Consider the following 16,550-nt stretch of genomic DNA (forward strand, 5'->3'; position numbering starts at 1 on the left):
GCACCACCAACTTATTTAATGGGCGGCGACACCATGGTAGCAATCGTCAGTGGCAACAACCTGGGCCTGAATCTGGGATCGCTGGCCACGCTGGGTAACAACGGGCAAATCGGTACGGCCACGCAAGGGCGAAACGGGGAGCGTGGCTACGTTAACGTTGCGACAGGCGATCTGGTTCTGCAGGACCAGGATGCTTGGCTAGCCGGGGTGGGCTCCGGTTCGGCGGCGGTGCGCACCTATAACAGTCAAGGCAATTTCGACCCGAACAATGCCGGCGGCTGGGCGGAAGGGCCGCACAAGTCGATTTCCGTGGGTGCCGCCGGAACATTGGTGCGGACCGATATCGACGGGTCGACCAATGTCTACAGCTGGGACGCAACCCGCCAACTTTACGTTGCTGCAATGGCTGCCGGATCCGCGCTGGATACGATTAGCGCAAGCGGGACGGGGGCGTCAGCGGTCTACACCTGGACAGATGGTGCCACTGGGAGCACGGAGACGTACCAGGGCAGTGGAGCTGGCTTGCTCTTGTCCTCCGCCGATCTGAGCGGCAATACGCTGACCTACACCTACGATGCCAACAATCGGCTGATCGGTACGACAAACGCGGACGGCGAATCGATCAACTACACGTATTCGCCGGACGGTCTCCTCACAGCTGTCAGCACAACGCTGCAGTCGGGACAGGTCCTCTCCGAGGTGTCTTACACCTACGATGCGCTCAACCGGCTTCAAACCGTCAGCGTCAATCTGAACCCGACGGGCGACGTGCCCGGCGGCAGTGACGTGCTGGCAACGTACGTCACGACCTACAGCTACGATGGTGCAAGCACACGCGTGACGGGCGTGTCGCAGAGCGATGGCAGCAGCCTCGCTCTTACGTATGCGCTTGTCAATGGCGACTATCGTGTTGCCACCATGACCGACGGAGATGGTGGAGTCACGACGTTCTCCTACGACACGACCACCAATAGCACCACGGTGACGGATCCGCTGGGGGTGTCGACGGCCTATCAATACGACGCCAAGGGTCAACTCACGCAGATGCGTAGTGGTGTGACGGCAGCCAATTCTGCCGGTCTCACGCAGTTGAACTATACCTACAACGCGATCGGTGACGTTGCGACGGTAACGGATGGACTTGGCAACACGGTTACCTTTGAGTACGACGCGAACGGCAATCTCACAAGCCGGGTCGATAGCGCTGGCGACACACAGACGCGCACCTACAACGATCAGAATCAGGTTCTGACGGCAACGGTATATGCGACGCCCGCGAGCGGCGCGGTTGCTGCAAGCCAAGCACAAACGACGCGCTACGTGTACGACGCAGGTAACAAGAATCTGCTGCGCTTCACCATCAGCGCTGATGGTCGCGTTACTGAATACCGATACAACAGCCAGGGCCTGCGGATGGCTGCCATCGCGTACTCCGCAGCGACGTACGACACTTTGGCTCTCGCGCAGACTGCATCGCCAACCGAGGCGCAGATGCAGAGCTGGGCATCGGGCCAAGACCTGACGCAAAGCCAGCGCACCGACCTTGCGTACGATTTCCGGGGGCAGTTGCAGAGCACTTCCACCTACGCCAGCGTCGACGCTGCGGGCAATGGGGTGGCCAGCACTGCGGCGGTCACGCAGTACATCTATGACCAACGAGGTCTGCTGCTGCAAACCATGAGCCCGGACGGCCAGACCGTTAGCCAGGCGATTTACGATGGCTTGGGCCGCGTTGTATCGTCAACGACACGGTCCGCGGACGGCAGTCTTTCGGCTACGACGCTGACGCAGTATGACGATGCCAACGCCAGGACCAAGGTGACACTCGCCAACGGTCTGGCAACGACTTCGATCTACGACAGGGCGGGACGCCTGATCAGCGTGGTCCAGTCGTCATCTGCCGGTGATTTGCGCACGACGAACTACCTTTACGATGCGAACGGTCATCTGGTGATGACCCAGGATTCCACCTATCTGTACAGCTGGTTTTTGTACGATGCAGCAGGTCGCAAGGTCGCCGACATCGATGCAAACGGCAAGCTGACCGAGTACGTCTACAACGCGGACAATCAGCTTACCGAGACGATTGGCTACGCCACACGGGTTGACGTTACTAAGCTGGTCGATCCAGCTGGCCATCCAACGACAGCCTATAACGGCAATCCTGAAGCTGCACCTGCAGGCGTCACTCCTGTGACGCTGGATTCGATTCGGCCCGCTGCCAACGGTCAGGATGCACGTTCCTGGAACTTCTACGACACCGCCGGGCGTGTAGCCTGGCAAGTCGATGCGCTTGGAAATGTCACGCAGACGCAGTACGACGGCGCATCGCGCGTAGTTGCGGTGACGCAGTTTGCGACGGCGGTCGATACCAGCCAACTGGGCAACGGCACCAATGTTACGTTGGCGCTCGCAGGTAGCCCGAATGTAGGACAGCCGGGGGTTGTTGCCGTCAACCAGAATGCAGCAGACCGCAGCATCACGCGCATCTACGACAACGACGGTCTGTTGCGCGCCACCATTGACGGTGAAGGCTATCTGACGGAGGTGCGCTACAACGCCGCTGGGCAGCCGGTACAGACTATCGCCTATGCCAGCAAGGTGCCAGGCTTCACCGATGCAGCGAGTATTGCCGACGCCGTGGTTGCTGCACGCAACAGCGAATCACTTGCAGGTCTGCTGCCTGTTTCCAGCGCCACTGACATCTCGTCCTACGTCTTCTACAACGACCGCGGCCAAGTGGTAGGGGCGGTTGATGGCGATGGCTATCTGACCGAGACCGTCTACGACGCCAATGGCAACGTTGTGCAAACCATCCGCTACGCGAACATAGCCAATGGTCCCGTTACGATTGCGTCAACGCTGGTCAGCCTGCGCCCGGCGTCGAACTCGGAAGATCACGTTACCACCAGTACCTGGGACGCTCTCGGCCGCTTGGCGAGCCAGACCAATGCCGAAGGTACCATCACCCAGTACGGGTACGACAGTGTTGGTCACCTGATCAGCACCACGACGGCGCTGAATACCGCCGATCAACGTACCGTGCTGGCTCGCTATGACGTGCAAGGGCGCGTTGTGGCCGAACTCAGTGGTGTGGGGGCCGCACTCATCACCGGCAATCAGACACAGGCGCAGATCGATGCGATCTGGCAGCAATACGGCACCACATACACCTATGACGCAGTTGGGCGGCGCACCAGCCAAACGGATGCCAACGGCAATCGCACGGTGTTCTTCTACGACGATGTCGGTCGTCTGCGCTATACCGTCAACGCGGTCGGCAACGTCACAGAGAACAAGTATGACGCGCTGGGCCACTTGCTGTGCACCATCCAGTATGACAACTCGCTTGACTCGGTCACGTTGGCTGCGTTGCGGGGAGGGATACTGTCAGCCGTCGCGAATCAACCCGCAGCCGCAGCGCTTGATAGCGCGATGTGGGCTGGGGGCAGCAACAACAGCATTACCCAGTTCTGGTATGACGCCGATGGGGAGTTGATCCAGACGCAGGATGCGCTGGGTGGCCCCACCACGTTCAGCTACGACGCCTTCGGCGATCGAACTTCTACTACGCAGTTTATTGATGGCGCCAAGAGTGCGACCAAGACCAGTACGTTTGACCGTCGAGGCTTGCAAGTCGGTACGCTTGCGGATGCGGGTGACTGGAACTCTGCCTCTAGCGCGCAATACGATGCGTTCGGGCGTCTGGTAAGTTCGACCGATGCGAATGGGAACGTTGTTCAGCGACAATACGACCAGCTTGGTCGGCTGGTGAGTGTCACAGACCCCACTGGTGCCACGCGCGGTAGCACCTACGATGCCTTCGGTAGGGTGTTGACGCAAACCGATGCGCTGGGCAACAAGACAACATACAGCTACAACACAGCCCAGCGCAGCTTCACGGTGACCTCGCCGGACGGCGTCAGCATGACGACCGTGCAAAACGCCGAGGGCCAGACTGCCAGCGTGACGGATGGCAATGGGAATACGACCGCGTACGCGTATGACCAAGATGGCAACCTGCTGTCCACCACCACACCGCTGACCGTAACGGCCAATCAGTACGACGCGGCTGATCGGCTGATCCAGACCACCGATGCCAACGGCAATCAGGTGGCTTACACCTATGACGCGGCCAACCGGCTGCTCAGCCGGACGCTCGACCCCAACGGCCTGCATCTCGTTACCACGTACCAGTACGATTCCAAGGGACACCAGATCAGCACGACCGATGCCAATGGCATCGTTACCCAGACCACTTATGACCTGGCAGGCCAGGTCGTCAGCCAGACCGTCGACCCCAACGGCCTGAACCTCACCACGACTTACGCTTACGACCAGCGCGGCGAGTTGCTTACAGTGGTGAGCCCTGGCGGCACCACGACCCAATACGTATACGACAATCAGGGGCGTCGCACGCAAACCATTGCGGACCCGAATGGTCTGCATCTGGTGACTGGCTACACCTATGACAACGACGGCAATGTCGTTGCCAGGACTGACCCGCAAGGCAACGTCACGCGCTACGCATATGACGCGGACAATCGTGTTGTGTACGCGGTGGATGGTGTTGGTAACATCACACACACCACCTATGACGCCAACGGGCGCGTTGCCTCGCAAATGCGCTATGTGGTGCCCATCGACCTGACTGGTTTGGGCAACAGTGTCAGCGTCGCCGTGCTGGACAGCCGCGTGGCAGCCATCGCCGACGCCGACATGAACTACATGGCCGGCTGGGATGCTGTCCAATACAACGTCTACAACGCGAGCGGGCAGTTGACGTACAGCGTAGATGGCTTGGGCGATGTCACCAAGCTGGTCTATGACGGCAACGGCAATGTTGTCGATCGTGTCAGCTATGCAAATCAAGTTGATCTGACGTCCTGGACGCCGGGTACTGTGCCGTCGGTCGTTTCCGACCCGTCGCAAGACAGGGAGGTGCGCACTGCCTACGACGCCCTTAATCGTGCTGTTTACACGCTCAGCAGTACAGGCGATGGCAGCCAGGTTTCGGTGGTCGCGCAGACGTATGACAGCGTGGGCAATGTCGTTGGTCGTACGGCGTATGCCAATACAATTCCGGTCAGCACGCCGGCGACGGTTGGGGCGGTTGCCGCAGCGCTTGGCTCAGTTGCGGGGTCGCCTTCAGATGCCAGCGTGCGGAATGTCTTTGACGCAGCCAATCGGTTGATTTGGAGTGCAGACGGCACCGGTGCCGTGACCCAGCGCGTGTACGACGCGGCTGGCAATCTGGTCAAGTTGGTAGCCTATGCGACGCCGGTTGCGTCCGGGGCCGCACTTTCCAGCGTGGCGCCGAGCGGTGCAGATCGGGTCACTCTGATGGCCTATGATGATGCCGATCGGTTGACCTATACCGTTGACGCGTTGGGCAACGTGACGCAGGTGGTGTATGACGCAAACAGCAATGTCGTTGCGCATATCGCCTATGCCAACCCGGTCGCAGCGCCTACGGCATCTAGTGCGACGACAAGCGCTGCGGCTCTGGCTGCAGCCATCGTTTCGGATGCCAGCGCGGATCGTATAACGCGTGCGGCTTTCGATTTGGCGAACCGTCAGATCCTCACCGTTGATGCAAGCGGGGCGGTGACGCAGGCTACTTATGATGCGGATGGTCGAGTAATTGCCACCACTGCCTTCGCTAACCGTATCGCTACCGCATCCCTGCCGACCAGCGCAGGGGTTGAGGCTATTCAAGCACTGTTGACGCCGGACGCCTCCGCAGACCGCACCACGCTGAGCGCGTTCGATGCAGCAGGGAATAAGGTATACAGCGTCGACGCGCTGGGTTACGTCACGCAGAATGTCTTCGACGGGGTGGGGCAACTCGTCGCCACGACGTTGTATGCCCAGCAAACCACTGGCCTGACGGTGGGGGCTGACGCGAGCGTCATTGCCGCCGCCGTGGTGGCAAACGGGAACGCAGACGAAACCAATGCCTTCAGCTACGACGCAGCGGGCAATCTGCAGGATTCCACCGACGCGGAGAACAGTTACGAGGAATACAGCTACAACGGTCTCGGGGAAAAAGTGTCGTTCCGTAACAAGAGCGGCAAGCAGTGGACGTATACCTACGACGCGGCAGGGCGTCTGAGCAGCGAAACTACGCCCTCCGTTGGTGTGACGACGTTGGGCCGCGATGCAAATGGCAATCTGGTGCTGAGCGGCATGTTCGTGGACTGGATGAACGGTGGCCGCTTTGGCCAGGGTAGTATGCCCGGAGACGGCTCCGACGCTTCCGCTCTGGGCACTACGGTTTTCGTCAACCTCGTTACGAGCTTCACGTACGATGCGTTGGGCAACCTGACTGCTCGCACCGAGGCGGCCGGCACCAGCAGCGAACGCACCACGCGTTATGAGTACGACGCGCTGGGCCGGCAGACCAAGACAATCTACCCACCTGTGGGCGTGTACAACGCCAGCGACCTCAATAACCTGACGACGGACGGCGCAGGCGCTGGCGCGCGGTCCGAAACAGTGCAGACGCTGTCCACGCAGGTTGTCTATGACGCCTTCGGCGATGCGGTCGCCAACATCGATGTGGCCGGCAACGTCAGCACAAAAGCCTACGACAACCTTGGCCGTGTTAGCTACGACGTGGATGCGCTGGGCTATGTCACAGGGTATCAGCGCGATGCCTTTGGTGACGTCACGGCACTGACTCGGTACGCCAATGCCGTTGGAGTGAACGCCGGAGTGACGGCTTCTGGCGCCAATGTGCCGACGGCAACCCAGGTGGCACAAGCTTTGGTGCCTGGCGGGGCAGACCGCACTATCGCGACCCAATATGACCAATTGGGCCGGGCCACGCAGGTCACGCAGCCTGCAACGTGGGTCAACAACGGTGCCGGCCAAGGGTATGTGGCAGCGGCGGTGACGCGCAATGCCTACAATGCCTTTGGCCAAGTGGTGCAGGCGTCGGTGCTCGATGACGCGGCCAATGATGTCTGGGCCACCACCACAAACTACTACGACCAGCGCGGCCAGCAGATCGGCACGGTCGATGCTCTGGGTTACGTCACCACTCAGGATTTTGATGCGGCTGGCAACATTGTCAGCCAGACCCAATATGCGCAAGCCGTGGTGGGTTGGACCACGGCTGCGCTACCTGTCCCGGCCACCAGCGTTGATGATCGGACGGTGCTCTACACCTACGACGCGTTGAACCAGAAGACGAGTATGACGCGGGTAGGTGTCGAGCATTCCACTGTGCAGGCGACGGGTCCTGATGGTCAGCCTGCTGTGGGAACGAGCCGCTCGGATGTGACCACATGGTATAGCTACGATGCTGTTGGAAACCTCACGAAGGTGACTGATCCGCTGGGCAACACCACAAGTACCTACTACGACGCGCTTGGCCGCACGCTGATGGTGGTGGCGCCGCAACGTATGCTGTTCTCTGACTCCAGCTCGGATTCGTCCAATCCGACAGTGGGCTGGAGCTCGGCTTCACCGATTACCGTGTTTGAGCACGATGCCTTTGGCGACGTGGTGTCTCAGACAGAGTTCGAGAATGGCGTCGATACCAACTCGTACTATGGTGGCTCGTATGATGCGATTGTGATGAGCCTGTACTCGGGTGCCAGTGACCGGACGACGCTGACGCAGTACGACAGTCACGGTAAGGCTACGGAGACGACGGATGCCAATGGCCACAGCGTCTATATGTCGTATGACGCATCGGGGCATCTAGCCAAGACCTGGCAGACGATCACGGGCAACGATGGTGTGGGCCACACGCTGTACACCGCCTTCCAGTACGACGCGTTGGGCCAGCAGACGGCCATCATCACGCCGGCATCCACCAGCGTGGTGAACGGTGGCAACATCGTGACGGAGAGTCAGCAACAGGCCGGCTCCGTCACCACTGGCATGGCGTATAACGCCTTCGGTGAGGTGGTTGCGCAGGGAACCTTCACCACGGGCACGGGCCCGCAATATCAGGCCTACTTCAACTACGACAACGCTGGCCGCCTGTGGCGTACCAACAGTGGCGACGGCAATGTCAAAGTCATGTTGTATGACTTGCAAGGCCGGCAAACTGCACAGATTTCGAGCGCGGGCAGTACAGACCTGTCGCAGTTTGGCAGTGCGCAAAGCGTCGATCAGCAGGGCAGCAACGGGCTACGCCGCAACGACAGCCAACTGGATCTCTTGGGCCGTGCCACGCAGCAAACGCTGGCAGTGCGCTACGACAGCACCGACGCAGGTGCCTACCGCCCAGTGGTGTACCAGACCTTCGATCGCTGGGGCAACGTCATCACGCAGAGTGATGTTCGCAACGCGGCGTGGGTTACGCACTTCGAGTACAACGCCAACAATCAGGTTGTGCGCAAGACGCAGCCCGACGGCAACGGCAACTGGAGCAGCGAGAGCCCGGTCACGCAGATCTACTACGACGCGTTGGGGCGGCAGGTGGCTGTGCAGGATGCCAACGGCAACATCAACGGCCAAGTGTGGGATGGCGCCGGTCAGCTCGTGCAGGAACTACACGCCGACGGCGGCGTGGTGCAGCACGATTACGATGCGTTTGGCGACGAACTGCTATTGACCGACGCGCTCGGCAACATGACCGAGTACGGCTACGACCACCTGGGCCGCAAAACATCAATCACGTCCGGCAACATCACCAAAACCGGGGTTGTTGATTACCAATACACATCAAGTACATCGGCGCCGGTCGCTACGTACACGGTCGGCGCGGACAATTCCGTATCTCAGACCGCCAGCAAGTCACTAGTCACCACGCAGACGTATGACGAGTTAGGACACAAGCTCACTCAGACCGACGGTACGGGTGTCACCATGTTGTACACCTATGACCTGCGCGGCAACGTGGTTGGCGTAACGGATGCCGGCGGTACCAGCCGCACCGCTACCTTCAACGCCCAGGGCAAACAGACAGGCGCGCAAGATGCCAACGGCAAGCTGGCTACCTGGACCTACGATTCGTTCGGTCAATTGACGGGCCACACCGACATTGGTGGCGCCAGCTACCAGTTCGGCTATGACGCTGCGCGGCAACTAGTCGGCCAAACCAACAGCAGAGGACAGAACTTGGCGTACCACTACGACGCCGCTGGCCAGCTGATCGAGATCGACGACAACTCCCCACTCAACCAGCAGACCTATTACGCCTACAACGCCGCCGGTCAGCATGTGCGAGAGCAAACAGTGCAGGGCGGTGTTACCTACCAGAACCAGCTCGTCGCGTACGACACGCTGGGGCGTCTCGCCCATGTGGAAGGTATGGACGGCGTCAACCTGGATATCAGCTACGACAAGGTCGGCAATAAGCTACGCCAGACCACTACGTACAACACCGAGAGCCAGCGCACGGTGGCCGACTACGGCCAGGTGCTGCGGACCGACGAATCGGGCAACCCAGTGCTCGATGACTCGGGGAACCCCATCTACGACACCGTGCAGATTGGCAGCCACGTCGTGTATGACGCCGCGGCACATACGCAGGACCAGTGGTTCGCATATGACGCCATGAACCGCCAGATTCTGGTGGACGGCGCAGTCAACGGCAACGCGGGGGATCTGAACAACATCACGGCTGGCCAGGGCCACATCTTGTCGTACGACAAGAACGGTAACCGTGTCTCAGACGAGAGCTGGGGTACGTCTGTGGTGCCCGAATACAGCCAGAACACGGATGAATCGGGCGACCCGGTGGGTGACCCGTATCTGGCGGGGTACACTACGCGCACCGGGTTGACGACCACCTGGTACGGCTACGACAATCAGAATCGACTGTCCACGGTTTCGATTGGGGCCTACGGCCAGCAGCAGACGGGTACTGTGCAAGTGCCGAAACTCGACGCGTCCGGCAACCCCGTGCTGGATGAGTCCGGTAACCCGGTCACCATCACCAAGCCGGTATTCAGCGAAGTTGCGCTGGACCAAGCACACGCCGTCACGTTGGATGTGCGGCGGTACGACGGTGCCAACCGAGTGGTCTCCAGTGGCCCGGTGGGACTGCCGCCCGACGGCACGGGCGTGGCAAGCGGCACCATCGTGTCGAGCGGCAACACTGGCACGCTGCACGCGTCATATATTGAAGCACTGGCTGGCAGCAACACCAACCAGCCTGGCAGCACGGCCACCGTCACGCGCTATGACCCCGCAGGGCGGGTGCTGAGCCAGCACGTTGTCAACGAGGTGGACAGTACCCGCAGTTACGACGTCAGCTACCAGAAGACGGTGGTGACGGGCACGCACACGGTGCAGACTCCGATCCTGGACGAGTCCGGCAACCCGGTGCTCGATGAATCGGGCAACCCGACCTATACCACCCAAACGATCACTGACACGGCGGAAGTGTCCACCTACGACGCCGCCGGCAATGTACTGGGCTACCGCGTCACGCAAAACGGCACCACCACCGACTACACCTATAGCCAAGCACTGTACGAGGGCTACCAGGAAGGTGGCGTGAGTGCATCGAGCAGCGACGGTAGCAGCGGTAGCACGGCAGAGCAATACGACGCGAATGGCTTCCTTATTGGCCTGAGCGACAGCACCAAGGGTGCCAACAACCGCAGCTTCGTCAATGACGCCAACGGCCACATTCTGCAGAAAAACCAGCAAGGCAACCTGCTGAACCAGTTGGTGGTCAACGGCCAGGTGATGGGCACCTACGGCGTAGGAACGGACGCAGTGACGCCCACCAATGGTGACGGCGATCCGAACTACGTCACCCAAGGCAATTTTGATCTGGGTTACCAGCCGGTGACGAACAGCTACCCGGCGGCTGCCACAGGGCAATACCCGGTCAAGAGCGGCGACACGCTGCAGAGCATCGCGCAGGCTGCGTATGGCGACAGCCAGCTTTGGTACCAGATTGCGCAGGCCAACGGCTTGAGTGGTAACTCGGACCTGCGGGTTGGACAGATCATCAATATCCCGACGCGGGTGGGGGGTACGCACAACACGGCCAACACCTTTGCACCGTACGACCCGAGCAAGGTGGAGGGCAGCACCAGCCCGAACCTGCCGGCGCCGGCAGGCGACGGTGGTGATGATTGCGGGGCCCTGGGCATCATCATCACGATCATCGTGGTGGTGGTGACGGTGATCGCCCAGCAGTACGAGGCGCTGCCGGCTGAGGTTGGTTCGGAAACGGCCGCGGGCGGCGCGGCGGAGGTTGGCGCAGGAGGGGTGGCGGATGCAGGCGCTGCAGCCGAGGCCTCATCAAGCAGCCTCGGCAGTCTCGCGCTCCAAGGCGCAGTCAGGTCGATCGCCTTCCAGGCTTTAGGCAATCTCACCGGCGTGCAACACGGCTTCGACTGGAAGTCGGTTGCGCTGAGTGCGGTGAGCGCAGGCGTTGGCGCGGGTGTGAGTACGGTTGCCGGCAATGCCGTCGTCGGTGCCGCTCTGACCAGCGTTGTGACGCAGGGCATAGGCGTCGCGACTGGATTGCAGCACAGCTTCAGTTGGCAAGGAGTTGCGGCGGCGGCGGGCGCGGCGGTAGGGTCGGCAACGACTGCTGGACTGAACGCTGCCAGTGGCGGAGCCATTGAGGCGACGTCATCGGGAAGGTTTGTTGAAGGCATGTTGAGCGGTGTTGCTGCTGGCGCGACCACGGCGGCGATGCGCGGCGGACGCGTGGATATGCTCTCTGTGGCCACGGATGCGTTTGGCAATGCGCTGGGCAGTAGCCTTGCACAGGCTAATAGCGCGCCCGCGTCGCAGGCGTGGGATGGCCAACTGTACGGCTCGGCACCTAGCTACAACTATCTCGACAAAACGCCGGTTACTGGGATGTTCGTCGGGGCCGACAACACGGCAGTGCAATCGGCCTTGGGCGATGCGCCCGCTGGGTTGGTATCAGGAACGACCGTTGCAGGTATGAGCAGCATCTCTGCAGTTGCTGCAGCTCTCACCTCTACTGGTGGGGCGCCGTACGATTCCATTGCGACACAAGCAGCGAACGCATTGACTGCGTCCGGGCAACAGGGCGTGAATTCCGATGGAGGAGACGGTGGAGCTGCGGTTGTACATCTATTGCTGCCGGAAAGGGTGGTGACGCCCAATGGCTCGTACACCGTCAATCCTTTGACGGATGGTGCTGAAGTTGTGTCTCCGGGCTATGTGTCCGACGATGTGCGGACTTCGCTCAGCCATGTGTTTCGCGATGAAGTGCCTGATGGAGTTTACTCCGGGCTGGGGTTCGCCAGAAGCAACGCTGCACCCAGCGCTGCTGCGCCGATAGAGCCGCCAAGTGCCGCTGGCATCTATGACGAATTTGGCATTCTGACCAACCCGGACGCTGCCCCAATCGCGAACACATTGGGAGACGGATCGATCAGGTTTGGACAGTGGGCCGGCAGCGATGTAAGTGCCTTGGTGGCGCTCAAGCAAAGCGCGGGCACTTATACCAACTATATGGCCAAGAATCTGGACAGCATCGGACTGAACGGATTGGCCAGTCTGTACCGTTGGCAAGGTAACCTGACGCAGTCCATGGTGCCGACGACGCCGTTGGAGACTGTTGCTACCGTTGTCCCGTTTGCCGGGGAGGTTGGCCCGGCACTTCGACAAGGCATCACCGCGGCTCGCAACTTAGGTTTGGGGCTGGAAGCAGCACTTACCAGGCCGCTGAGCGGTCCGAGCACTACATTGCGCTATCAGCAGGGGATGGTGAGGCTGGGTGGGGAAGCTGATAGTACGGCGCTACGAGAGCCACTCGTCAGCACTGGTAATCCGCTCCTGCAACCGGCTGATCAGCCGCTATTGCTGACGTATACTCCGACAACAAACACGTTGTCTCAGATTCGGAACATGTCGGGGCCGGCTCGCTGGCAAGCGGCGGAGCAGTACGGTCAAGAGCTATATGGCTCGTCCGGTCAACAGTATTTCCCTGTGCCGGCAGGAGAGTTCAATGGGGAGCAAATCGTAGGCTCGGGTGGGCGTTATGTTGATGCTCCCGTACAGACGGAGGTCGCTGGGGTTACTGGAGTTCAGGCCAACGAAATCAAGATGTATAAGCAGTGGACGACGATCAACGGCCAGCCAACGCAACAATTTGTTCCATTGACTGAGCAGATACAACAGCAAGCTCTTAAAGATAGTTGGCTACAAACGAATGTTCGCGGCTATCAGCCAAATTGGCTCTTCCTGGACGCGCCTCCTTCGCCTGAGCTTTCACAGTACCTGACGGGCAAGGGCATTCCGCATGTGATTTACCATTGATGGTGTGCAATGACATCTGAAGAGATGCTTCTCTTAGAGAAGCGAAGAGCAGGATTTCAGCAGTTCTATCAAGAACTAATGCCTGTGCTGGTGGACTTTGCCGAGAAGCTGGGTATTAGCCCGGCACATGAGATTCTCAGGCATGCCGACCAGTTCGTGCCGTACTTGGACAAGGCGCTGCAATCGATGGCGGTAGCTGACGCGCAAGATAGGTCTTGGCTGCTTACCCGGATGGGGTACTTCATCGGCGAATATTTTGTGCAGAAGTATGGCGGCTGCTGGTACGTGAACGACATTCAAGGATCACGCTATTTTGGTCGTTACGTCGTGGGGCGGTTTGCCCGCCTCAACAGCTCGACTCCGATGCTTGATCCGTTCCTGGTCGCGCAGGACTACGTTGATGCCCCTGTTCCGAGATACTTGGAGAAGTGTTTAACGGAAGTCGACGTCGAGTTGGTGCAGGTGTCGAAAGGGAATCCTAGTTCCTAAGGTAAGCCTAATGTCTCGGGTGCGCTGGTGCCGCCCGATTTAGGTCCTTCACAGTCGGGTGCCGGTACAAGGCCGAGATCCAAAAAAATCCTCTGCGCCACCTCGCGGCGCACGTCCTCGTTCTCGTGCATTTGCTTGATTCGACCTGCCCCCGGAGATTAGTACTGAGCGTGCGCAAGCGGCGACGCAAGCGCATTGCTGCGGTCGAGCGCAAGCCGCTACCGATGCCAACGGGTCCGAACCAGAGCTGGTCGATGGACTTCGTGTCCGACGGGCTGGCCTATGGTCGTCGGTTCCGCTGCCTGAACGTGGTCGACGATTACACGCGCGAGTGCGTGGCCATCAATGTTGATATCTCGTTGCCGGGCTTGCGGATGAAGCAAGTGCTTGAACGGCTGAAGGAGATGCGAGGCTTGCCCGCGTCCATCACGGTGGACAACGGTCCGGAGTTCGCTGGTACTGGTCGCCACTGTGCGGGCTGGTATCGCAACTTCGTTGTTGGGTTCGCGTTGCTTGGAGAGGGGGCGCTTCGACGGAAGAGGGGCGTTGGGGGCAACTTCTGACTATGCCGACGGAGGGCTATCTAGAGGGGCCGGGTGGGCCAATTCCGCTTTGAGACATCGAATGGGTTGAAGTATCCACGAGCCTCATCAAGGACGGCATCGCGGGACGGCCCCGGGAGATGGTCGATGTAAAGGACGAGATCCTTGCGGCCTTACGTGGAACGCAGCTCAGTTGGGAGCTTCGTGAGAGCATGTGGTCGAGGGCAGGGGTCTTCGAGAATGAGCCCGTGCAAGTCGTCCGTATGGCGAACCCGTTCGGGCCGACGCTAAGGCCGTAACCCGAATAGGGCGCAGTGCGCAGCTCTATTTCGTCCATAGAGAATGACGTTGAGCATAGATGATCGAAGAAAGAATTTTTCAACAAGGGGTCTACCCATGCTAAGAACTAGCGCAATCGCAGTCCTCTGCACCATGCTTTTCGGTTGCGCAACCTCCGGCCGAATCGGCGAACTCCCGGCAATCGCCACCGGCGCGCCATCATCGCCGCTGGTGCTCATTCGCACGAGCAGCCTGGTCGGTGCGACGAATAGCTACTACGTTGCGCTTGACGGTAAGGATGTCTTTAGTATTCGCTCCGGCGAGAACACGCAGTTTCCGATTCCGGCGGGCGAGCACACAGTATCCGTGAAGTGTTTTGGAGGTTGGTCCCCGACGTGGAAAGAGGACGGCAAGCAATTTGTCGCAGTGGGCGGCCAAGCGAACTATTTCGAGATCAGTCCAAATATGACGTGCGCGAAGATCGAGCAGGTATCTCCTGAAAGCGCGAAGAAAAAACTTGCAGCGACAAAGATCATTAGTTCGGCGACTATGTCTAGCAAGTAGTTGATCGACAGGAGGCTCCACTAGGCGGCAACAAGGCAGGGCTCTCCATGCAGAAATGCCTTGGCGCGATGTGATCTAGGTAACTATCCGCTGCCGGCGACCAAGACTGCTGCAAATGCTCAGCCGGTCGCAAGCTCCACAACACACTAGTATTTCTTTAGGATGAAATGCGGGAAGGCGCCCGTTGGTACACAGGGCTGCCGGACTGCGTTCGCAGTCCGGCCAAGGATCGCGTGATAGGTGCCTATGGCGGCCGCCCGTGTGCCGCCATTCTGCCTAGTAGCGACGCAAGCCTTGTTCAACCGGGCGATTTATTTGTTGTCTGACGATTCTGGGCACTGTGTACCGTTTCTTGGTTTTGCCGATGCGTTGCGAAAATCTCGCCCAGCATCGCACCATAGACTTTCGGATGCACTACCGGATTGCTATTCATCTCCAGCAACCACAAGCGATCGTGGGCGTCTAGCACAGCATCCACTGTGAATAGTGTGTTGGCCCGCATCTGCTCGGGAACGCCGAGGTGCAGGATGCGTCCGATCTGCTGTGTTTGCGCTCGCGTGGCAGAGGCTGCATGTGAGAAGGATTCTTGATCTCGCAAAACAATGGGGTCGTAGGCCGATACGTGACGGAAATCGATCTGGGCTGCGGCCCCATCAGGCAAGATCGAGTCCGGTGTCAGGCGCTGCCAGTGCAGCACCCCTTGGGCGCTAGAAAGATCGTGTGCACGCTCAAAGGTGCCTCGCGGCTTGCTTGCGATTTCTTGCAGCGTTCGGCGGCCGTCGCCGTATAGCTTGGGTGGCGAGAACGCTTCCATTGCGTATGGCGCGCCGCTCCAATACCAGATCTTGGTGCTGCGCCCGATCACATATTCTTCGAAGTATTCGCCGTCGGCCAACGTACTGGCCACTTGATCGTATTCGTCTGCGCGAAACGGGCCGCGGATGCCTTGGCCAAACGAACCACGCGTGGGTTTGATGACGAAGTTCTCAGCTTGGCAGGCGCCGTCGAACCAGTGACGAGGCGTGGGCAATCCGTGCGTTGTTGCGTATTGCTTGAATGCCAGCTTCTCGGACGATAACTGCCAGCGCTTGGTGCTGTAGGGCAGCCATCCAACGAAACCACACTCTTGGTCGTGGTAGCTGCTGGTGTATCCCCATCGCCCGTTGATGAGTGCTACGAACCGCGGATTCATCAGTAGGTTGAGGCCATCTTTTTTCACCCCGAGAGAAAATGAGTCGGGGTACAAGATGGTGGAAGCTTGGTTGGCACGTGCCCACTTGGTGATGGGTTTCAAGTGCTCAAGGATCTGAGTAAAAAAGAACATGCTGTAGGCGTCTTGTAGCCGGGGTGGCGAGTATGTCAGTTAAATCGCAGCGAAGATTGCGACACTGCGTGCGGACGGTTAATCTTTGAACGCTGCTCGTTATAGAGTGTCGATTTGAATCACCCGCCATC

The 16,550-nt window shown here is 59.6% G+C and carries 4 protein-coding genes and 1 pseudogene; 4 read left to right on the forward strand and 1 reads right to left on the reverse strand.

Annotated features, from left to right (window positions below):
* The first annotated feature begins 33 nt into the window (after positions 1-33).
* The 4 genes and pseudogenes from ACTJK4_RS23180 to ACTJK4_RS23195 all read left to right on the forward strand — a co-directional run bounded on the left by ACTJK4_RS23180 (position 34) and on the right by ACTJK4_RS23195 (position 15,095).
* Positions 34-13,221: a LysM peptidoglycan-binding domain-containing protein gene (locus tag ACTJK4_RS23180; RefSeq protein WP_440819091.1), complete on the forward strand. Its 13,188-nt coding sequence runs from the start codon at positions 34-36 to the stop codon at positions 13,219-13,221.
* 9 nt (positions 13,222-13,230) lie between these two features.
* Positions 13,231-13,710, forward strand: coding sequence for a hypothetical protein (locus tag ACTJK4_RS23185; RefSeq protein ID WP_433868145.1), 480 nt, complete (start codon positions 13,231-13,233; stop codon positions 13,708-13,710).
* 164 nt (positions 13,711-13,874) lie between these two features.
* Positions 13,875-14,162 (forward strand): annotated as a pseudogene (locus ACTJK4_RS23190) (DDE-type integrase/transposase/recombinase); the annotation flags it as partial.
* A gap of 522 nt (positions 14,163-14,684) precedes the next feature.
* The gene (locus ACTJK4_RS23195; RefSeq protein ID WP_433868144.1) at positions 14,685-15,095 is read left to right on the forward strand and encodes a hypothetical protein; all 411 of its coding nucleotides are present in this window, start codon (positions 14,685-14,687) and stop codon (positions 15,093-15,095) included.
* 298 nt (positions 15,096-15,393) lie between these two features.
* On the opposite strand, the gene ACTJK4_RS23200 is transcribed toward ACTJK4_RS23195, so the two are convergent.
* Positions 15,394-16,419 (reverse strand): hypothetical protein, encoded by a 1,026-nt coding sequence (locus ACTJK4_RS23200; protein ID WP_433868143.1) that lies wholly within the window; start codon positions 16,417-16,419, stop codon positions 15,394-15,396.
* Between the last annotated feature and the right edge of the window lie 131 nt (positions 16,420-16,550).

Source organism: Ralstonia sp. 22111 (assembly GCF_052045895.1).
Lineage (GTDB): Bacteria > Pseudomonadota > Gammaproteobacteria > Burkholderiales > Burkholderiaceae > Ralstonia > Ralstonia wenshanensis.

Excerpts from the sequence above, each read along its gene's own strand:
- ACTJK4_RS23185 (WP_433868145.1), top strand. The coding sequence starts at position 13,231 with ATGACATCTGAAGAGATGCTTCTCTTAGAGAAGCGAAGAGCAGGATTT.
- ACTJK4_RS23200 (WP_433868143.1), bottom strand. The coding sequence starts at position 16,419 with ATGTTCTTTTTTACTCAGATCCTTGAGCACTTGAAACCCATCACCAAG.
- ACTJK4_RS23180 (WP_440819091.1), top strand. The coding sequence starts at position 34 with ATGGTAGCAATCGTCAGTGGCAACAACCTGGGCCTGAATCTGGGATCG.
- ACTJK4_RS23195 (WP_433868144.1), top strand. The coding sequence starts at position 14,685 with ATGCTTTTCGGTTGCGCAACCTCCGGCCGAATCGGCGAACTCCCGGCA.